Source organism: Ideonella sp. P3_A4 (genome assembly GCF_056403075.1).
On sequence record NZ_JBFUGE010000060.1, the window covers coordinates 1 to 20,061 of the forward strand.

Below are 20,061 nucleotides of genomic sequence, written 5' to 3' on the forward strand. Positions count from 1 at the left end.
ACCAGGGCCTGGCCAATGAGCCTGGGCTGGCCGCGGTGCGGGTCACGCGCCTGGGCAGCCCGGCCGAGGTCGACGCCTTGCTCGCCAGCCTGCCGCCCGCCCCTTTGTCTACCGAAGCCTCGCGGCTGAACACCCCCGATGCCCCCGATCCTGCTTGACCCCCACCGGCGCGCGCTGCTCGCCGCGGCGCTGGCCGCCGGCGTGGCACCGGCCTTCGTTCGCCATGCGTTGGCGGCCGATGTGGCGCGCTTCGAGCTCGGCGTCGCCAGCGGCTTCCCGCAGCCCGGCGGCATGGTGCTGTGGACGATGCTGACCGGTGCCAACCTGCCCGAGCGCGCCGAAGTGCGCTGGGAGGTCGCGCGCGACGAAGGCTTTCGCGACATCGTCGCGCGGGGCACCGAGACCGCCGACGCGGCCTGGGGCCACAGCGTGCACGCCGAGCCCAGCGGGCTGGCGCCCGGCCGCTGGTACTGGTACCGCTTCGAAGCGCTCGGCGCACGCAGCGCCACCGGCCGCACCCGCACCGCGCCGGCACCTGACGAGACCGCGCCGCTGGCCTTCGCGATTGCCAGCTGCCAGCGCTACGACGCCGGCCGCTACGCCGCCTGGCGCCAGCTCGCAAGCGAGCCGCTGGACCTGGTGCTGTTCCTCGGCGACTACATCTACGAGTACCCGTCGTCGCCGCTGTCGCCACGCCAGCACGAGGCCGGCTACACCCGCACGCTGGCCGAGTACCGCGCCCGCTACGCCACCTACCAGCGTGACCCGCAGCTGCAGGCCGCCCACGCCACCTGCCCATGGTTGCTGGTGTGGGACGACCACGAAGTCGAGAACGATTACGCCGGCCTGCAGGGCAACGAACTGCAGACCGGCTTTGCAGCCCAGCGTGCCGCTGCCTACCAGGCCTACTGGGAACACCTGCCATTCCCGAAGGCGCTGCGGCCGGCCGCCAGCGGTGGTGGCGAGATGCGCATCTACGGCGCCCATGACTGGGGCCGGCTGGCGCGCATCCTGGCGCTCGACGATCGCCAGTACCGCGACCCGCAGGCTTGCCAGAAGCCGGGCCGCGGTGGCTCGGGCACGGTGGCGCTGAAGGAATGCGCCGCGCTGCGCGACCCGCGCCGCACGCTGCTGGGCGAAGCGCAAGAGCAATGGCTCGCCCAGTCTTGGGCGACCGACCGGCCGTGGAACCTGCTGGCCCAGCAGACGCTGATGGCCCGTTTCGCCTGGAGCGACCCGGCCGGCCCCAATGGCGGGCTGTACTGGACCGACGGGTGGGACGGCTACGCACCGGCGCGCCAGCGCCTGTTCGACAGCATCACCCAACGCAAACTCGGCGGCACCGTGGTGCTGGGCGGCGACGTGCACGCGCATTACGTGGCCGACCTGAAAACCGACTTCGCCGACCCACGCTCGGCGACGCTGGCGACCGAGTTCTGCGGCAGCTCGATCAGCAGCCTCGGCCTGGAGCAGGCCAAGATCGACGCGGCGCGGGCGCTGAACCCGCACGTCAAATGGGGCCGGGCCGACAAGCGCGGCTACATCAGCTTCAGCCTCGATGCCAAGCAGATCGAGGCGCGGTTGATGGTGGTGGCTGATGCGCTGGACGCGTCGAGCAAGGTCGATCTCGCGGCGCGCTATATCGTCGAAGCCAGCCGCCCCGGCGCGCAACTGGCCTGACGCCAAAGCAACGGCGATGCAAGCCATCTTCGCCGTCACGCTGCCGTTCTTTGCGCTGGTGCTATGCGGCTACCTGGCCGCCAAGCGCCATGTGCTGCCGGCCAGCGCGATCCCCGGGCTGAACGCGTTCGTGCTGTTCTTTGCGCTGCCTTGCCTGCTGTTTCGATTTGGTCAAAGCACGCCGCTGCTGCAGTTGTTGAACCCGGCCGTGCTCGGTGTCTACGTGCTGGCGGCGCTGATCATCGTGTTCTTCACGATCGCGGTCACGCTGTCCGAACGGCTGCGGCTGAAGGACGCTGCGTTCGGCGCGCTGGTCGCGGCGTTCCCTAACTCCGGCTTCATGGGCGTGCCGCTGCTGGTCGCGCTGCTCGGGCCGGCGGCCGCGGGGCCGGTGATCTGCACCGTGCTGGCTGACATGCTGATCACCAGTTCGCTATGCCTCGGCCTGGCTCAAGCCGCGGGTGCGGGCGCGGGCGGTGGCCGGGCAGCCGCGATGCGCGCACTGCGTGGCGCGTTGTCCAACCCGCTGCCGTGGGCCATCGTGCTGGGCGCAGCGGCTGGTGTCACGCAGCTGCAGCTACCGGGACCGGTGCAGGCGATCATCAAGATGCTGGCCGATGCGGCGAGCCCGGTCGCGTTGTTCACGATCGGCGCGGTGCTGTGGCGCTCGGGCGACCCGGCGCACCGCAGCGCCGACACTGACGACGACGGTGCACCGCCGCCGACCGCCACGCCACTGCGGCAGGTGGCGCCGGTGGCGGCGATCAAGCTCTTGCTGCACCCGCTGCTGGTGCTGCTGCTGGGCGCCGGTGCGCGCGAAGCCGGTGTGCCGCTCGGCAGCTTCGAGCTGATGGCGTTGACGCTGACCGCGGCACTGCCAAGCGCCAGCAACGTGTCACTGCTGGCCGAGCGTTATGGCGCCGACAACGGCCGCGTCGCCCGCATCATCATGGTGTCGACCGCGCTGGCCTTCGTGACCTTCAGCGCCGCGGCCTGGCTGTTCGACATCCAGCCCGTGGGTTGAGCCACCGAAGCCGCGCCGTCACGCCGGCAGCGGGCGCCCTTGCAGCCAGTCCGGCCGCAGCAGGCCGTACAGGCCCGAGTCGGACACCTCGCCCGCCACCCACCAGCGTTCGCGCAACGTGCCTTCGAGCCTGAAGCCCAGCCGTTCCAGGCTCGCGGCCGAGGCTGCGTTGCGCGGGTCGATGTCGGCTTCGAGCCGGTGCAGCAGCAGGTCGTCGAAAGGCGCCCCGGCGCGGTGGTCGAAGGCCAGGTCGACCAGTGCGTTCAGCGCCTCGTTCATCAGGCCGGAGCCCTGCTGCTCGAACGCCAGCCCATAGCCGATCTCGGCGTGGCGGTTGCCCGGGTCGATCTTGAACAGGCTCGCGGTGCCGACCACACGGCCGAGGTCGTGTCGTACCAGCCCGAGCCGCAGGTCGCGCCGCTCGGCGAGCGACTCGCGGTCCGACGCGATCATGCGCAGGGCCTGCGCGCGGTCAGTCCAGGCCGGTGTCGACCAGTAGCGCATCACGCGCGGGTCACTGAAGATCGCGAACAGGTCGTCCGCATCGTTGTCGGTCAGCGGACGCAGTGTGAGGCGCGGCGTGGTGATCAAGAGGTCGGCAAACGGGGTCATGTCGTCTCGTATCAGGTCGGGTCGGTCAGGAGGTCCAGGTCTGGCTCAGCCAGCCGGAACCAGCTTCAAAGTGGCAGGTGGCGTGTGCGCCGTTGACCAGCGTCAGCTGCGGTTGGCGGTGGCCGATGTCGAGGTCGATCAGCACCGGGCACGGCAGATCGCCGAGCGCGTCGAGCGTGGCTTGTGCATGGTTCAACCGATTGGCGGCAGTCACCTCGGGCGCGGCCGAGCGCCCCAGCAGCACGCCGGCCAAGCCATCGAACCAGCCGTGCAGGCGCAGGCTGTGGAAGGTGCGCAGCATCTCGCACGGGCTTTGCTCGCAGTTCTCGAGGTACAGCAAGGTGCCGTCGCTGCCGCAACGGCGCACGAAGCCTGGCACGTCGCCGAAGCGCGTACCGGCGAGACGGCTGACCGTGTCGAGGCAGCCGCCAATGAGTCGGCCTTGCACGGTCAGCGGCTCGTCACGGCCATCGAGCCGGCGCCAGCGGGTCGGCTCGGTCTGGTTCAGCGCTGCATTGGTGTCGGTCTCGAACGGGATCCACTGCACCTGGTAGCGGCTCGACGCGCGCTGCACGATCGGCGTCGCGCCGTCGTGCATCAACACGTCGAACACGCCGGTGACCGGCGGGTCTGTCTGGCCGGGCGCCAGGTCCATCAGGTTGCTGCCATGCGCGCTGGCCCAGCCCGCGCACAGCGCCAGCGGCATCTGCAAGGTGCTGATGTCGGAAAAGCCGAGCAGCCATTTCGGCGGCAGCGCGCGCAGTGCATCGAAGTCGAGCAAGGGCAACAACTCGATCGCACGTTCACCACCCCAAGGCGGCAGCACGGCGGCGATGGCGGGGTCGGTCAGGAAGCGCGTCAGCTCGGCCGCGCGCTGCGCAGCGGGTGCGCTGGCATCGTGGTGCTGGCCGCGCAGGCAGTCGCCTTCGACCACGTTGAAGCCGCGCGCACGCCAATGGTCCAGCACCAGGTCCAGCCGCGGCAGCGCGCCTAGCGCGACGCCGGATGAAGGGGCGGTGATCGCGACCGTGTCGCCGGGGCGCAAAGGGTGGGGAAAGCGGAGCATCGCGCAAGCCATGGTTTACCAGGGCCGCACAGGCTACCTCAGCGCGGGAGACTCAACCCCCAAGTTGCATCGAGGACATGTCGCATGAAGCCGACGGACGCACGCATGGTGATCGTGGCCTACCGCCCCCGCCCGGGCCAGTCTGAAGCCTTGGCCGACGTGGTGCGCCGCCACGGCCCGGTGCTGCGCGCGGAAGGCCTGGTGACCGAGCGGCCGTTCACCACCTGCGAGGCCGCCGACGGCACGCTGGTCGAAATCTTCGAGTGGCGCTCGGCCGAGGCGATTGCCGCCGCGCACCACAACCCGCAGGTGCAGGCCCTGTGGGCCGAGTTCTTCGCCGCTTGCGAGTACCTGCCGGTAGGCCTGCTCAACGAGTCCGCGCAGCTGTTCAGCGAGTTCACGCCGCGCGACGACCTGGTTGGTTAAGCTGCGCGCCTTCGCAATTGCCCTCGGAGCTTGTCGATGAATTGCCTGTTTCGTGCCGCTGCCGTCGTGGCTGCGTTTGTTGCGCCGGCCGCGATGGCCGCCCCCGCAGCCGCCACTTCCGGCTTGACCGTGGCCCAGGTGCTGGAGCGGTCACCCGCCAAGGACTGGCGCCCGCTCGACCCGCAGAACACGCTGTTGATGGATCTGGCCGGCGACGGCTCGCGCCAGGTGATCATCGAGCTGGCCCCGCGTTTTGCGCCGCGCCATGCGGCCAACATCCGCACCCTCGCGCATGAAGGCTACTGGGACGGCCTGGCCATCATGCGGGTGCAAGACAACTACGTGACGCAGTGGGGTGACCCGAACGGCGAGGTGCCCGAGAAGACCAAGCCGCTGGGCAGCGCATCACCCAAACTGCCGGCCGAGTTCTCGGTGCCCCTGAAGGGCCTGCCGCTGGTGCGCCTGCCGGACGCCGATGGCTGGGCGCCGGTCACCGGCTTCGTCGACGGCATGCCAGTCGCGGCCGACCCGAAGACCGGCCAGGCCTGGCTGGCGCACTGCTACGGCATCGTCGGCGCGGGCCGCGACATGGCCAAGGACAGCAGCAACGGCACCGAGCTGTACACCGTGATCGGCCAATCGCCGCGCGGGCTGGACCTGAACATCACTGTCGTCGGCCGCGTGCTGCAGGGTATGCAGCACCTGGTCGCGCTGCCGCGCGGCACGGCCGAGATGGGGTTCTACGGCCCAGGCGAGCAGCGCACGCCGATCCAGCGCGTGCGTTTGCTGGCCGACGTGCCCGAAGCCGAACGGCCCGCGCTCGAAGTACTGCGCACCGACAGCGCCACCTGGCCAGCGTTGCTGCAGGCACGGCGGGTGCGCAAGGAAGACTGGTTCGTGCACAGCCCGCACCACATCGGCCTGTGCAACGCGACGGTGCCGACGCGGCCGAAGGTGGTGGTGGAGTCGCCGGCGAAGTGATTCGATTCGCGCACGGGGCGCGCGATGAGGGCATCGCCCCGTGGCGTTCAATCGCGCTCAACCGTGCGCAACAGGTCCGACAGCGTTTTGCCCACTTCGTCGCGAAACGGCTCTTCGAGCATCGTCACCTCAGCGATGCGATCGACGCGGAAGTTGCGGAAGTCCTGGCGCTGCTCGCACCAGGCGCCCAGCGTCCAGACGGCGCCCCAGTAGAAGCAGCCGAGCGGACGGATCGTGCGGGCGCTGTCGCGGCCGGCCTCGTCGCGGTAGGCGATGCGCAGCTTGCGGCGCAACTCGATCGCGCCACGCAAGCGCTCCAGCCGCGTGCGCACCGGGTCTGTGTCGCCGTAACTCGGCGCGTAGATCGCCAGGCTTTCAGCCGCGGCGCGCGCAGCCGTTGGCAGCACCGCCAGGATCTTCGACAGCGCGGCCTCGGCCGCCCGAGCCAGCTCACTGTCCAACCGCGGCTGAGCCAGCCGCACCGAGGCGACCAGGGCTTTGGCTTCGTCGGTCGAGAACATCAGCGGCGGCAGGTCGTAGCCCACGCCGAGCCGGTAGCCGACACCCGCTTCGCCCTCGATCGGCACGCCCTGCGTCTGCAGATCGGCCACATCGCGGTAGACGGTGCGCAGCGACACCTCCAGCCTCTCGGCCAGGAAGGCGGCGGTCGACAGGCGTCGACCACGGATCAGCTGGACCAGTTCGAACAGTCGGTCGGCTCGGCGCATCGGCAGCGTCAGCCCATCGCGGTGCAGATTTCGACCAGCACGCCGTCGGGGCAGCGCACGTAAGCCACCGTCTGGCCCCAGGGCTTGACCGTCGGCGGTGTCAGCAGCGTCGCGCCGTGGTCTACCGCGCGCTGGCAGGCTGCCGGCACGTCGGTCGCCACGAGGCCGATCTCGACCCCCAGCGGCTTGTCCGACCGATCGGCCGCCACGTAGTCCTGCCCCAGGTTGCCACGCGCCGTGTCGTGCTGCGCAAACGCCAGCGCCGTCGCGCCCGTCTCCAGCTCGCCGTACCCGCCACCGGGCGCCACAAAGCGCCGCTTCAAACCGAAGGCTCTCTCGAAGAAAGCCAGTGACGCTTCGACGTCAGCCACATAGGCAATCGTGTAGGCAAAGTGCATCTCAATCTCCAATCCGCCGGACCCATGCTACGCGGCTGACCAAACGGCCGCGCCCATCAGGGCCGGCCCTCCAAGTGGCGTGCGCGGAACCGGCTCAGCCGGTCCGCCGCGCGAACCCCTCGCGTGGGGCTCAATTTCTGGCGTGGGGGCTCATTTACTGGCGTGGATGCCGACGCGATTGCCTTCACTGTCCTCGATGTGCACGAAAGCGCCCATGTCGCCCGGCAGGTCCACGCGCGGCAGCAGCAGCTTGCCACCGGCTTCGCCCAGACGGGCAACGACTGCGTTCAACGACGGTTCAGCGTTCAGGTAGACGACCGTGCCTTGGGTGGTCGGCGCCGGTGCGTTGGTGCCGGCATACAGGCAACCGCCCACACCACTGCCTTCGGTATAGGGGAATACCGCCAGTGTCGTGTCAGGACCCATCGCCTCGCGGCGCAGCGGACGGGCGAACAGGGTTTCATAGAAACGTTGGGCGCGGTCCAGGTCGCGCACCGGGATTTCGAACCAGTTCAGGGCCTGGGTGGGGGTCTTTTGTTCGCTCATCGTCTTCTCCTGTAGGGGGTGTGGGTCTCGCACCGGCATCGAAGCTCGGCACGGGTGTCATGCTGCGTCACCCCTGCTGACAACGTCATGGCAGCAGGGGATTGCGCGGCGCAAGCTGGGGGGCTCCAATCACTGGATGTCGTTCCCCGAGCCCTCGTCCCCCGGGTTGCCCCCAGGGCTGCCGGCCCATGGCCAGCTCGACGCGCTGTATGCCGACGCCTACCGCGAGCTGCGCCGGCTTGCGCGCGCCCGCCTGCATGGCGGCGGCCGCAACACGGTGCTCGACACGACCGCGCTGGTGCACGAGAGCTACCTGCGCCTGGCCCGGCACAGCGACATCGCTTTCGAAGACAAGCTGCGCTTCATGGTCTACGCCGGCCGGGTGATGCGATCGGTCATCATCGACCTGGTGCGCGAGCGCCAGGCCGAGCGCCGCGGCGGCGACGTGGCCCATGTGACGCTGACGACCCAGCTGGGCGAACACCTGCCGGGCAACGCCGGCGAGGCTGAGATCCTGCGGGTGCACGACGCCCTCGACGAGTTGGCCAAGCTCGACGAGCGCATGGCCCAGGTGGTCGAGCTGCGTTACTTCGCCGGCATGACCGAGCCGGAGATCGCGCAAGCCTTGGGCATCACCGACCGGACCGTGCGCCGCGACTGGCAGCAGGCGCGCCTGTTCCTCGCTGAAGCCCTGAAGTAGGCCAAGGCACGGCAGTTGGTCATGAACGCGACGGTGTTCGACATCGCCCCGGCCGAATGGGCGTTGCTGCGTCGATTGCTCGATGAAGCGATGGAGCTGCCGACGGCCGAGCGGCCGGCTTGGCTGGAGGCACTGCCGCCTGAGCACGCGGCGCTGCGACCACGGCTGGAGAGCCTGTTGTCGCATGCCGACGACGAGACCGATGGCACCGCCACCGGCGGCACCACCACCCGCACCGGCCAGCGCTTCGGCAGCATGCCGCGGCTGGCGCCGATCGACGACGAGCCGCCTCCGTTGCCGCCGGATGCCGGCCCGTACCGCGCGATCCGCCTGCTCGGCGAAGGCGGCATGGGCCGGGTCTGGCTGGCCGAGCGCACCGACGGGCTGCTGCAGGGCCGACCGATCGCGCTGAAGCTGCCACTCGCGTCGTGGCACCACCCGCAGCTGGCCGAGCGCATGGCGCAGGAGCGCGAGATCCTCGCGGTGCTCGACCACCCGCACATCGCACGCATTCACGACGCCGGTGTCACCGCCGAGGGCCAGCCTTTTCTCGCGCTCGAATACGTCGAGGGCGAACGCATCGATGCCTACGTGCACCGGCAAGGCCTGGACACGCGCCAACGCATCGCGCTGTTCCTGCAGGTGACCAGCGCGGTGGCCCATGCCCATGCGCGACTGGTGGTGCACCGCGACCTCAAGCCCGGCAACATCCTCGTCACCGACCAGGGCCAGGTGCGGCTGCTGGACTTCGGCATCGCCAAGCTGCTGGCCGCCGACCCGGCCAAGGCAGAGCTGACCGCGCCGGCCCAGCGCGCGATGACGCCGCAGTACGCCGCGCCCGAGCAGATCCTGGGCAAGCCGATCGGCACCGCGGCCGACATCTACTCGCTCGGCGTCGTGCTGTACGAGCTGCTGACCGGCGTGCTGCCCTACCAGCCCAAGCGCGCTTCGGCGGCAGCGCTGGAAGACACCATCCTCAGCACCGCACCGGCGCGCCCGAGCCAGAAGGCAACCGACGCATCGACGCGCCGCCTGCTGCAAGGTGACCTCGACACGGTGTTGCTGAAGGCGCTGAAGAAAGACCCGGCCGAACGCTATGCGACGGTGCAGGCCCTGTCCGACGACCTGCAGCATTGGCTCGATGACCGGCCGGTCAGCGCCCAGGCCGACAGTGCCTGGTACCACGCACGCAAGTTCGTGCAGCGCAACCGGCTCGCTGTCGGGTTGGCAGCGGGCTTCGTGCTCTCGCTCGGCGCCGCGCTCGGGGTCGCGTTGTGGCAGGCCAATGAGGCGCGCCAGCAGGCCGCCAAGGCCACCGCGATCACCGGCTTCCTGGTCGGGCTGTTCAAGGCCAACGACATCGAGCAAGCCGGCGGGCTGGCCAAGCGCGAGCAAAACGTGCAGCAGTTGCTGGAACATAGCGCCGATGCCTTGGCCACCGGCCTCGTCGACCAACCCGAGGTGCGCGGCGATTTGCAGCAGGTGGTGGGCGGCCTGCTGCATGACCTGGAGATCCTGGAGGCGGCGATCAAGGTCCGCCAGGCCCGCGTCGCCAGCCTGAAAGAGCAGCACGCCCCGCGTGCCCAGCAGGTGCAGGCGCTGCGTGACCTCGGCACCAGCCTGCGCGAGAACAGCGATTGGGTTGCCGCGCGCGCCGCCCTCGACGAGGCCCAGGCCCTGTGCGGCGAAGCCGGCTTGGGCGACAGCGCGGCCTGCCTCGGCGTGACGCTGGACCTCGGCAACGTCGATTTCGCTGAGCGCAAGATCGATGCGGCGCTGGCGCGCGTCGAGCCGCTGATCGGCGCCTTGCAAAAGCACTCGCAGGCGATCGACGACCTGGCCGACAGCCAGGAGCTGCTGGCCTTGCTGCGCATGGCGCGCAACCAGCCCGACGCCTCGCACGCCGCCTACGAGAAGGCGCTGCAGCTGCGCCAGGCGCAATGGGGCGAAGGCTCGGTCCGGCTGGCCCAGATGCGCTACCGCTTCGGTCGCCATCTGTGGACCATGCGCCGCCTGGCGCAGGCCGAGGCGGCGCTGCGAGCCTCGTGGCAGACCACCAGCGCTGCCCTGGGGCCCGAGCACGTGGCCAGTRCGCGCAGCGAGCTGTGGCTGGGCCGGCTGCAAACCACGGTCGGCCTGTCGGGCGAAGGCATGACGCACCTGCGCCATGCGCGCGAAGCGATGCAGGCACAGGCCAGCCGGGTGGACCCGGCCGAACTCTATGGAACCGAGGCGGCCTGGGCCGGCGCGTTGCTGTTCGACGGCCGGCTGGCCGAAGCGAAGGTTGCGCTCGACGCGGCCGCGGCGCAACGCCAGCAGCTGGGCTCTCGCGCCGGGTCGGACCCGACGCTGGACTTGGCCCAAGCGCGCTGGTGGCTGGACACCGGCCACTTCGCCGACAGCCGCGCGCAGTTGCTGAAGCTGCGCGATGCGACGGTGGCTCAGCTCGGAAATCGGCACCCCTATGTTGCGGACCGTTTCCTGCGTCTGGCGCAGGCCGACCTAGCCGCCGGCGACCTGGCTGCGGCCGAATCCAACCTGCAAGCGACGCTGGCCACGGAAGACACCATCGAGACCGTGTTCGGCACGCCCAAGCACCGGGCGCAGCTGGTCCAGGCGCAGCTGTGGCTGGAGCAAGGCCGCGCCACCGAGGCGGCCTCGCTGGCCGACAAGCTGCGCCTGCAGGCCGCGGCCACGCCCCGCGCCGAGCAATACCGCGAGTCGTTCTTGTTGCTGAACGAGACCGTGGGCCGGGCACTCGCCGCCGCCGGCCGCGCCACTGAAGCCACCCCCTACTTCGAGCAGTTCATTGCCACGCTCGAACCGGCCAACGCCCAGCATCCCTGGCTGGCCCTGGTGCGGGCCCACCATGCCGCTAGCCTGCTGAGCCAAGGCCAGGTGACCCAGGCGCGACGCCAGGCCGAGCTGGCCCGCGCGGCCCTGTCGGCCCAGCCGCTGGCGGGCCCCCAGTTCTGGCGGCCCTTGAAAGCCGTTGAAGCGCAGCTGGCGAAAGCCGGGCTGTCGTGATGTGGGCCGCTTGTCCGGATCAGGCGGCTGAATGCGTTATTTGGTTTGCAGGCCTGCAGTTCGGGCCGATTGACTGAAGGAAGAGACATGGACACGCGAACTTCTCTGCGCACCAAGGCCTGGGTGATGGCCCTGCCCTGGTTGCTGGCCGCCGGCCCGGTCTGGGCCGACGAGAACGGCCCGTTGCAGACCCAGAGGTGCAACGACCCGCCGCCGGCGTTTGATGGCAGCCTGGTGCCCGACAGCGACATCGAGCCGCTGGTCACCGGCAAGTGGCTGAAGCCCGGCACCACGGTGGCCACCAATGGCACGAACTCGCGCGAATCGCCCGAACTGGGCGGACCGAAGCTGCTGACCACCAGCCAGAGCTTCGAATTCAAGGACGCGAAGGGCCTGATCAGCGGCAAGTACACCGAAATGATCGTGCAGGGCACCGACAAGAAGTGCAAGTGCCACCTGCGGGTTCAGATCCGCGAAGGCTGCGTGTCGCGGGTGATGATCAGCAAGTACGTGCACCCGCTGAAGCTGGTCGCCGACTACCGCGACGACCTGGGCGGCCGCATCCCTTCGAAGACAGCCTCACGCTCGACCGACGGCACGCAGATCAACTTCAATCTGGCCACTCCGGTGTGCGCCGGACAGGACAGCCGTTGGCTGCTGCTCAACACCAGCGTTGACGAAGTGGCACCGCTGAGCGTGCTGCAGTTTGTTTCGCCCGAAGGCCAGCTGTCCCAGCCGCTGCCCGTGCACGTGCCGCTGGTCAAGTAAGACCACACGCCAGCCCCGCTGCCGCTGCACACGGCAGCAGGCTGCTGACTGAGCTTTCGCCGACCGGCGCTATCATTTGCGCCGGTCGGCAGTTCACCCAGGCGTCGCCGCGTGGGCCCTCATCGAGATCTCTTCGAACAGGCCCCGAGCTAAACCTGCCCTGATCCACGTTCCCAAGCCCTTGGTCCCATGAGCCCTGCGTTGAACGCGGCGCCTGAACCTCGGCTGCAAGTCGGCGACCCCAGCCCCCGGCCACACCACCGGGCCCGGTTCATGCGCGCGAGAAAGACGCACCATGACGACCATCGCCACGACCCCTTCTTCTGTTGCCAACCGCGGCCGCGAACGTGTGCCGCTGCATTGCGACGACCTGTCGCAGTTCGCCAAAACGTTGCGCCAGCAGCTCGGTGAACACCTCGACAAATCACCCGGCTCGGCGCCCAGCCACGTGCAATTGCTGAACATGCTGGCCCGCGCGGCCGGCCACCGCAGCGTGCAGGCCTTGCGCGCGCAGGCCACGCTGACGCGGGTACCTGCGCCGACCGCCACTGCTCCCGCGGTGAGCGCCGCGCCCGCCGCCACGCTGGGCGCGCACGCGGCCAAGGCGCTGACCCAATTCGACGAGCACGGCCGCCTGGCCCGCTGGCCCTACAAGTTCGCCGTGCAGCGGCTGGCGATGTGGGGCCTGTGGCTGCGTTTCGAGTCGGGCCGGACCTACACCGAGCGCGAGGTCAACGAGATCCTGAAGGCCTGGACGATCTACGGCGACCATGTCACGCCGCGGCGCGAACTGGTCGAGATGAAGCTGCTGGGCCGCAAGCCCGATTGCTCGGCCTACTGGAAAGAGCCGCAGCGCCCAACCGACGAGGTGCGCGCCTTGCTGCAGGCGCTGCGCGCGCGACGCTGATCACGGCTCATGCGGCCGCGGCGCCGCGGCCAAGGTCTGGTCGACGGCGCTCAGCCACTGCCCCAACGGAAGTGGCTGGGTGTCGTCGTGCGTGGCATCCGCCGCCGCGGGCCACGCCAACAGCCACCCGAGCAGCGCGACAGCACCTAGCACCTGCGCCGCGACGATCGCCGGCAGCAACGCCACCGTGTCGACGACCTGCGCCGACAACGGCAGCGCGCAGCACAGCAGGCAGACCACCGCGAGGCCATAGAGCGCAGCGAACACGCGCCGCGCCCGGCGTGAGCGCGCGTTGTGTTCGGCGTCGAGGCTGTCGTTTGCTGCCGTCTTGGTGGTCGTCATCGCGTGGCTCCCGTGATGACACCATTGGAGCCGGCGACAGGCTCAAGGGCTGAGCCAACCGGCAGCGAATACCGTCGTCAGAACCGTTCGGAGACCAGCAACAGATTGGTCTCGGACTGCAGGATGCCGTCGATCAGGCGAATGCTCCCGAGCGCCGTGTTGAACGCATCGATCGACTCGGCCTGCAGCTCGGCGACGATGCCCCAGCGGCCGTTGGTCTTGTGCAGCGCGCGCACGCTGGGCTGGCCACGCAGCGCGCGCAAGACCTCGGGCGCGCGGTTGCCGTCGACCGAGATCGTCATCAGCGCCCGCACCGGTGGCTGCGCGCCCGCCGCAGCCACGCCGCCCAGCACCAGTGTGTAGCCGGCGATCACGCCTTCGCGCTCCAGCCGCGCCAGGCGGTTGTGCACCGTGCTGCGCGAGACGCCCGTCTTGCTGGCGAGCGTGGCCGTGCTCAGCCGCGCGTTGTCGCGCAGCAGGCTGATCAGGGCATGGTCAATGTCGTCGAGGGCCGCGTTGGCCTGGGCAGTTGGCATTTCGCGAACAGGGCTTGGCGATTTGCTCAGCATAGCCAGCAAATCGATCGGTTCGCGGTCTTTTGTTTGGATGGCACCCTGGCGAGACTGCGGCCGCCGAGCAACTTCATTCGCCTTCCGATGACCAGCACCGCCAGCCTGCAAGCCCCCCGCGCCGTCGTGATGATCCGCCCGCACGCCTTTCGCGTGAACCCGCAGACGGCGGCCGACAACGCCTTCCAGAGCCTGGTCGCCGCGACCGAATCGGACCTGGCGGCAGCCGCGTTCGAAGAGGTCAGCGCCGCCGCCGATCGGTTGCAGGCCGAAGGGGTGCGCGTGCACCTGTTCGACGACGATGGCCGCCACGACACGCCCGACTCGGTGTTCCCCAACAACTGGTTTTCGACCCACGCCGGCGGCCAGATCGCGGTCTACCCGATGGCGGCGCCCAGCCGCCGCCGCGAACGCCGCCCCGACGTGATCGAGCTGCTGAAGGCCGAGTACCGGGTGCAGGACGTGATCGACTACTCGGGCCTCGCGCACGACGGCGTGTTCCTCGAAGGCACCGGCGCGATGGTGCTCGACCACATCGGCCGCATCGCCTACACCGCGCGCTCGAACCGGGCCGATCCGGTCGCGCTGGAGCGTTTCTGCACCCACTTCAACTTCGAGCCGATGGTGTTCGACAGTGCCGACCGCCATGGCCGGCCGGTCTATCACACCAACGTGCTGATGTGCCTGGCCACCAGCTTCGCGCTGGTCGGGCTGGACCTGATGACCGACCCGCTGCGCCGGGCCGAGGTCTGCCAGCGGCTGGAAGACAGCGGGCGCGAGGTGATCGCGTTGAGCCCGGCGCAGGTTGCCGAGTTCGCCGCCAATGCGATTGAGCTGAGCAGCCCCGCCGGCCGGTTGCTGGCCCTGTCAACCCGCGCCGCGGCGGCGCTGACCGCGGCACAGCGCGCCACCATCGAACGCAGCGCCCGCATCGTCGCGCTGCCGGTGCCGACTGTCGAGCAGGCTGGCGGCTCGGTGCGCTGCATGATCGCCGGCATCCACCTGACGCGGCGTTGATCCCGTTGCGCGGCACGCTGCGCGGCCCCACGATGGCGCGTTGGCGCAAGGCCTTGGCGCGGCTGGGCAAGCCAGCGGCGCCGCCGCTGCCTATGCTCGCCGGCCAAGACACCGAAGGGGCACGCAGTGAGACGCTGGAACGGCTGGGGCGACACGACTGTCGGCCTCGAACTGAACGAGGCCGCTTTGGGCTTTCTGGCCGAGCGGATCGGCGCCGGCCAGCCGCCGGCCGATGCGGCGCTGACCGCTGCGCTGGCGCAGGTTGCCACCCAACCGTCGCGCCTGCCACCACACCGTCTGGTCAGCACGGACCCCGAACAGCGGCTGCGCGCCAGCTTCGGCCAAAGCCTGGGCGACTGGCTGCGGCTGCGCTTCGGGCGCCTGGGCCGCGTCACCGACGGCGTCGCCTGGCCTGAAAGCAACGAGGAACTGCGCGACGTGCTGGCCTGGGCCGCCGCAGTCGGCGCAGTCGTGATCCCGTGCGGTGGCGCGACCAGCGTCGTCGGCCACCTGACGCCGCCGGCTGGCGAGCGGCCTGTGCTGACGCTGATGCTCGGCCGACTGCGTCGCCTGCTGCAGTTGGACCCGCTCGCGCAACTGGCCACGTTCCAGGCCGGTGTCGCCGGCCCCGACCTCGAAGCGCAGCTGCGAGCGCAAGGCTGGACGCTGGGCCACTACCCGCAAAGCTTCGAGTACGCGACGCTGGGCGGTTGGGTCGTGACCCGCTCGTCGGGTCAGCAGTCGGCGAGATACGGCCGCATCGAGGCGATGTTCGCCGGCGGCACGCTCGAAACGCCGACCGGGCCGCTGGTGATCCCGCCGTTCCCGGCCTCGGCCGCCGGGCCGGACCTGCGCGAATGGGTGCTCGGCTCCGAGGGCCGCTTGGGCGTGCTGACCGAGGCCACCGTGCGGGTGCAACGCCTGCCCGAGCGCGAAGCCTTCGTCGGCGTCTTCCTGCCCAGCTGGGCCGCGGGCGAGGCGGCGGCACGCGAGTTGGCGCAGGCACGCCTGGGCCTGTCGATGCTGCGGCTGGCCAACCCGACCGAGACCGTCACGACGCTGGCACTGGCCGGCCACGCCAACGCGATCGCCTGGCTCGAACGCGCGCTGCGCTGGCGCGGCTGCGGCGAAGGCAAGGTGCTGCTGATGCTGGGCCTGACCGGCGGCGCGGCGCAGGTCAGCGCGATGCGCTCCCAGGCGAAAGCGATTCTGCGGCGCCACGGCGGCGTCTCGACGGGCACGCTGCTGGGCCGCAAATGGCAGGCCAACCGCTTTCGCGGCGTCTACCTGCGCAACGCGCTGTGGGACCGCGGCTACGCCGTCGACACGATGGAAACGGCCGTCGACTGGCCGCGTGTCGGCGCCACGATGGCGGCGATGGAGCAGGCCGGCAGCGCCGCACTCGCGGCCTTCGGCGAACGTTGCCACGCCTACACCCACCTGTCGCACGTTTACGCCCAGGGCTCCAGCGTCTACAGCACCTTCGTCTTTCGCATTGGCAACGACTTCGACAGCGCCTGGGCGCGCTGGACCGCGCTCAAGCGCGCGGTCAGCGAGGCGGTTGTGCGCTCGGGCGGCACGATCAGCCACCAGCATGGCGTCGGCAAGGACCATGCGCCGTACCTGGCGGCCGAGAAAGGCGCGCGGGGTCTGCAGGCCCTGCAAGCGATGGTCGACCACTTCGACCCGCAAGGGCTGATGGCCAGCGGCAACCTGCTGCCGGACGCCGGGCCGGCCACTGCGCCGGCCGTGGCAGCCCACACGCGCGAGCCCGAAGCGACCGATGAACCGCGCTGAAGACCTCGCCGCGCTGCGCGGCGTTGGCCCGTGGGATGTGCTCGTCGTCGGCGGTGGCATCGCCGGTGCTGGCGTTGCGCTCGAAGCGGCCCGCGCCGGTGCGAAGGTCGCGCTGGTCGAGGCGCGCGACTTCGCCGGCGGCACCTCGTCGCGCTCGTCGAAGCTGGTGCACGGCGGGCTGCGTTACCTGGGCCAAGGCCGCATCAGCCTGACGCGCGAATCGCTGCATGAGCGCGACGCGCTGCTCGCCCAGGCCGGTGGCCTGGTGCGCCCGCTGCGCTTCGTGTTGCCAGTGCGCCAGGGCGCAAAGCCGGGGCGGCGCAAGCTGGCGATTGGCCTACGCCTGTACGACGCGCTGGCCGGCCGGCGCACGCGGTGTTGGCACGACGCCGCGGGTGTGCTGGGCCAGGCTCCCGGGCTCGACAGCCATGAGCTGATCGGCGGCTGGTCTTACCTCGACGCACAAGCCGACGACGCGCGACTCGTGCTGCGCGTGCTGTCCGAGGCGCGCTCGCTCGGTGCCCGGGTGTTGAACCATGTGCGCGTCGACTCACTGCTGTGCGCCGATCAACCGAGCGCGAGCGGCTCGATCGTGCAGGGCGCTCGGCTGGTCGACACGGTGACGGGCGAAGGCTTCGAGCTGCGCGCCCGCTGCGTCGTCAACGCCACCGGCGTCTGGGCCGACGTGTTGCGCACATCGCTCGGTCACGCACCGATGCTGCGGCCCTTGCGCGGCAGCCACCTGCTGCTGCCCGACTGGCGCCTGCCGCTGTCGCAAGCAGTCGGGCTATTCCACCCGCTCGACCAGCGGCCGGTGTTCGCCCTGCCATGGGAAGGCGCGACGCTGGTCGGCACCACCGATCTCGACCACCGCGAGGACCTGGCGCACGAGCCCGGCATCACCCGCGCCGAACTCGACTACCTGCTGCAGGCGCTGCGCCATGCCTTCCCGGCGCTGGCCCTGAGCGAAGCCGACGTGCGCTCGACCTGGTCGGGCGTGCGGCCGGTGGTCAGCTCAGGCCGCGGGGTGGACCCGTCGAGCGAACCGCGCGAGCACCTGGTGCTGGACGAGCAAGGGCTCATCACCGTCACTGGCGGCAAGCTGACGACCTTTCGTTCGACTGCGCGGCAGGCCTTGCGCTGCGCCGCCCCCCACGTGCCGGCGCTGGCCGGCGCAAGCGCGAATGGGGCCATCTTCGCGCCGCCTGCAGTCGCCTCGGTGGCGCTCAACACGTTGACGCCCGCGCTGCGCGAGCGCTGGATCGCCCGCTTCGGTGACGACGCACCGCTGCTGCTGCAAGCAGCGCAGCCGGGCGATCTGCAGACCATCGCCAACACCGGCATCGCCTGGGCCGAGCTGCGCTGGGCCTGCCGCCACGAAGCGGTCGTGCACCTGGACGACCTGCTGCTGCGCCGCACGCGGCTCGGCCTGCTGCTTCGCGACGGCGCCGCCGAACTCGCGCCGCGCCTGCAGCCGCTGGTGCAGCAGGAGCTGCACTGGAGCGGCGACGAATGGCAGCGTGAGTGGACGCGCTACCAGGCCCTGATCGCGCGCTGCTACGCGCTGCCGCCCAAGGTTGCCGACGTCATCACCGACCTTGGAAGACCGGCATGAACGATCCTTTACTGCTCGCGCTGGACTGCGGCACCCAGAGCGTGCGCGCGCTGCTGATCGACCTGCACGGCAACGTTCACGGCAAGGCGCAGCAGGCCTTCGACGACTACGTCTTGCTGCACGACGGCTGGCACGAGCACGACGCCGAGACCTTCTGGCAGGCCGCGGCCAGTGTCTGCAGGCGCGTGCTGCAAGACCATGCTCACGAGCATGCGGCCGAACGCGTGAAGGGCATCGCGGTCACGACCCAACGCGGCACCGTGCTGCCGGTGGATGCCGCCGGCCGCCCGCTGCGGCGCTTCATCACCTGGCTCGACCAGCGCCGCGCCGGCCGGCTGCCGCACATCAGCCCGTGGTGGCGGCTGGCATTCAAGGCGGCCGGCGTCGCGCCGACGATCGACTACTTCCAGCGCGAAGCGGAAGTGAACTGGATCGTCGAGCACGAACCCGAGGTGTTCGCGCAGACGCACAAGGTGCTGCTGGTCTCGGGCTGGCTGAACTACCGGCTGACCGGCCGCTTCGCCGACTCGGTCGCGTCGCAGGTCGGTTACCTGCCGTTCGACTTCAAGCGCCAGCAATGGGCCGGCGCGCGTGACTGGAAATGGCAGGCGCTGCCGCTGCGGCATGAGCATCTGCCCGAGCTGCTGCCGGTGGGCGAGACGCTGGGCGGCCTGACGCGCGAGGCTGCTGCCGCCACCGGGCTGCCCGAAGGCCTGCCGGTGATCGCCGCGGGCGCTGACAAGGCCTGCGAGATCGTCGGTGCTGGCGCGGTCGCGCCGCACATCGGCGCCGTGTCGTATGGCACCACCGCGACGATTGACGTCACGACGCCGCGTTATGTCGAGGCGATGTCGTTCATCCCGCCGTACCCCGCCCTGCTGCCGGGTCAGTTCAACTCCGAGGTGCAGATCTTTCGCGGCTACTGGCTGGTGCGCTGGTTCAAGGACCAGTTCGGCCACCCCGAGGTCGCTGAGGCTCTGGCCGCCGGCGTCAGCCCCGAAGCGCTGTTCGACCGCCTGGTGGCCCAGGTGCCGCCCGGCTCGCAAGGGCTGATGCTGCAGCCCTACTGGACTCCTGGCATCCGCCACCCCGGGCCGGACGCACGCGGCGCCATCATCGGTTTTTCCGACGTGCACACACGCGCCCACCTGTACCGCGCGATCCTCGAAGGCCTGGCTTACGCGCTGCGCGACGGCAAGGAGCGGATCGAGAAACGCAGCGGCACGCCGATCACCGAGCTGCGCGTGTCGGGCGGCGGCGCGCAGTCGGACGCAGCGATGCAGCTGACTGCCGACATCTTCGGCCTGCCGGCGGCGCGGCCGCACACCTTCGAGACCTCGGGCCTGGGTGCGGCGATCGCCGCGGCGGTCGGCCTCGGTCTGCACCGCGACTTCCCGAGCGCGGTCGCGGCGATGACCCGGCTGGGCCAGCGTTTCGAGCCGAACCCGCAGCACCACGCGCTGTACGACGCGCTGTACCGCGGGGCCTACCAGCGCATGTACAGCAGGCTCGCGCCGTTGTATGCCCAGCTGCAGCGGGTGCTTCGGCCGGTGCGCTGACGCCTCGCCGCCCGGCCCGACCGGGGCATTCGATTGATGCGTCACACTGCGGGCCATGCCGCCCGTCGCCGCCCCAACCCTGCCTCGCCTGCCGCCGCTGGAGCGTGCACGGGTCGTCGGCGCCTACGCCAACACGGCGATCGAGACTGCCCGCGAGAAGGGCGCTGACCTGGCGCGGCTGGCCCAGGCCTGCGGGCTGCCGACGCTGACCCCGGCGCCGGACCTGACGGTGCGCCAGTACATCCGTTTGCTCGATGCCGCCGCGGCGCAACTGGGCGACCCGGCGATCGGCCTGCAGG

Annotated in this window: 19 protein-coding genes and 1 pseudogene; 13 read left to right on the forward strand and 7 right to left on the reverse strand. The window is 70.3% G+C overall.

From position 1 onward, the window contains the following. The first annotated feature begins 138 nt into the window (after positions 1-138). Positions 139-1,680, forward strand: coding sequence for an alkaline phosphatase D family protein (locus AC1DYI_RS08830; protein WP_477203725.1), 1,542 nt, complete (start codon positions 139-141; stop codon positions 1,678-1,680). Between the two features lie 16 nt (positions 1,681-1,696). Beyond that, positions 1,697-2,704: an AEC family transporter gene (locus tag AC1DYI_RS08835; RefSeq protein WP_477203726.1), complete on the forward strand. Its 1,008-nt coding sequence runs from the start codon at positions 1,697-1,699 to the stop codon at positions 2,702-2,704. 18 nt (positions 2,705-2,722) lie between these two features. Here AC1DYI_RS08835 and AC1DYI_RS08840 read toward each other — a convergent pair whose 3' ends face one another. Then, a complete protein-coding gene (locus AC1DYI_RS08840) occupies positions 2,723-3,316 on the reverse strand; it encodes a GNAT family N-acetyltransferase (protein WP_477203727.1) in 594 nt (197 codons plus the stop codon). Between the two features lie 25 nt (positions 3,317-3,341). Then, complete coding sequence (locus tag AC1DYI_RS08845) at positions 3,342-4,382, reverse strand: S66 family peptidase (RefSeq protein WP_477203728.1); 1,041 nt, start codon at positions 4,380-4,382, stop codon at positions 3,342-3,344. 84 nt (positions 4,383-4,466) lie between these two features. On the opposite strand from AC1DYI_RS08845, the gene AC1DYI_RS08850 reads away from it, so the two are divergent. Next, positions 4,467-4,808, forward strand: coding sequence for an antibiotic biosynthesis monooxygenase (locus AC1DYI_RS08850; RefSeq protein ID WP_477203729.1), 342 nt, complete (start codon positions 4,467-4,469; stop codon positions 4,806-4,808). 36 nt (positions 4,809-4,844) lie between these two features. Then, positions 4,845-5,789, forward strand: a complete 945-nt coding sequence (locus AC1DYI_RS08855; RefSeq protein ID WP_477203730.1) for a peptidylprolyl isomerase — start codon at positions 4,845-4,847, stop codon at positions 5,787-5,789. A gap of 47 nt (positions 5,790-5,836) precedes the next feature. On the opposite strand, the gene AC1DYI_RS08860 is transcribed toward AC1DYI_RS08855, so the two are convergent. The 3 genes from AC1DYI_RS08860 to AC1DYI_RS08870 all read right to left on the reverse strand — a co-directional run bounded on the left by AC1DYI_RS08860 (position 5,837) and on the right by AC1DYI_RS08870 (position 7,461). Beyond that, a complete protein-coding gene (locus AC1DYI_RS08860) occupies positions 5,837-6,517 on the reverse strand; it encodes a helix-turn-helix transcriptional regulator (RefSeq protein WP_477203731.1) in 681 nt (226 codons plus the stop codon). Positions 6,518-6,525: 8 nt separating this feature from the next. Then, positions 6,526-6,915: a VOC family protein gene (locus AC1DYI_RS08865; protein WP_477203732.1), complete on the reverse strand. Its 390-nt coding sequence runs from the start codon at positions 6,913-6,915 to the stop codon at positions 6,526-6,528. A gap of 150 nt (positions 6,916-7,065) precedes the next feature. After that, positions 7,066-7,461, reverse strand: a complete 396-nt coding sequence (locus AC1DYI_RS08870; RefSeq protein WP_477203733.1) for a VOC family protein — start codon at positions 7,459-7,461, stop codon at positions 7,066-7,068. A 136-nt stretch (positions 7,462-7,597) separates the two neighbouring features. Between AC1DYI_RS08870 and AC1DYI_RS08875 the strand changes: the two genes are divergently transcribed. The 4 genes from AC1DYI_RS08875 (at position 7,598) to AC1DYI_RS08890 (ending at position 12,863) form a co-directional block, all read left to right on the forward strand. Further along, the gene (locus AC1DYI_RS08875; RefSeq protein ID WP_477203734.1) at positions 7,598-8,161 is read left to right on the forward strand and encodes an ECF-type sigma factor; all 564 of its coding nucleotides are present in this window, start codon (positions 7,598-7,600) and stop codon (positions 8,159-8,161) included. A 21-nt stretch (positions 8,162-8,182) separates the two neighbouring features. Then, a complete protein-coding gene (locus AC1DYI_RS08880) occupies positions 8,183-11,188 on the forward strand; it encodes a serine/threonine-protein kinase (protein ID WP_477203735.1) in 3,006 nt (1,001 codons plus the stop codon). An 87-nt stretch (positions 11,189-11,275) separates the two neighbouring features. Then, positions 11,276-11,956: a hypothetical protein gene (locus AC1DYI_RS08885; RefSeq protein WP_477203736.1), complete on the forward strand. Its 681-nt coding sequence runs from the start codon at positions 11,276-11,278 to the stop codon at positions 11,954-11,956. A 295-nt stretch (positions 11,957-12,251) separates the two neighbouring features. Beyond that, positions 12,252-12,863 (forward strand): DUF2087 domain-containing protein, encoded by a 612-nt coding sequence (locus tag AC1DYI_RS08890; protein WP_477203737.1) that lies wholly within the window; start codon positions 12,252-12,254, stop codon positions 12,861-12,863. On the opposite strand, the gene AC1DYI_RS08895 is transcribed toward AC1DYI_RS08890, so the two are convergent. Together AC1DYI_RS08895 and AC1DYI_RS08900 are read right to left on the reverse strand one after the other, a co-directional pair. Next, positions 12,864-13,205 (reverse strand): hypothetical protein, encoded by a 342-nt coding sequence (locus AC1DYI_RS08895; protein ID WP_477203738.1) that lies wholly within the window; start codon positions 13,203-13,205, stop codon positions 12,864-12,866. Between the two features lie 77 nt (positions 13,206-13,282). Next, positions 13,283-13,741 carry an Lrp/AsnC family transcriptional regulator gene (locus AC1DYI_RS08900; RefSeq protein WP_477203739.1) on the reverse strand — a complete coding sequence of 153 codons (459 nt, stop codon included), beginning with the start codon at positions 13,739-13,741 and terminating at the stop codon, positions 13,283-13,285. A gap of 120 nt (positions 13,742-13,861) precedes the next feature. Between AC1DYI_RS08900 and ctlX the strand changes: the two genes are divergently transcribed. The 5 genes and pseudogenes from ctlX to AC1DYI_RS08925 form a co-directional block, all read left to right on the forward strand. Next, a complete protein-coding gene (gene ctlX / locus AC1DYI_RS08905) occupies positions 13,862-14,791 on the forward strand; it encodes a citrulline utilization hydrolase CtlX (protein ID WP_477203740.1) in 930 nt (309 codons plus the stop codon). 126 nt (positions 14,792-14,917) lie between these two features. Beyond that, positions 14,918-16,588 (forward strand): FAD-binding oxidoreductase, encoded by a 1,671-nt coding sequence (locus AC1DYI_RS08910; protein ID WP_477203741.1) that lies wholly within the window; start codon positions 14,918-14,920, stop codon positions 16,586-16,588. Continuing rightward, positions 16,575-18,203, forward strand: coding sequence for a glycerol-3-phosphate dehydrogenase/oxidase (locus tag AC1DYI_RS08915; RefSeq protein ID WP_477203742.1), 1,629 nt, complete (start codon positions 16,575-16,577; stop codon positions 18,201-18,203). The genes AC1DYI_RS08910 and AC1DYI_RS08915 overlap by 14 nt, the downstream gene beginning before the upstream one ends. Further along, entirely contained in the window at positions 18,200-19,762 is a 1,563-nt protein-coding gene (locus tag AC1DYI_RS08920) for an FGGY-family carbohydrate kinase (RefSeq protein WP_477203743.1), read from the forward strand. The genes AC1DYI_RS08915 and AC1DYI_RS08920 overlap by 4 nt, the downstream gene beginning before the upstream one ends. Positions 19,763-19,817: 55 nt before the next feature. Beyond that, positions 19,818-20,061, forward strand: a pseudogene (locus AC1DYI_RS08925) (AraC family transcriptional regulator); the annotation flags it as partial.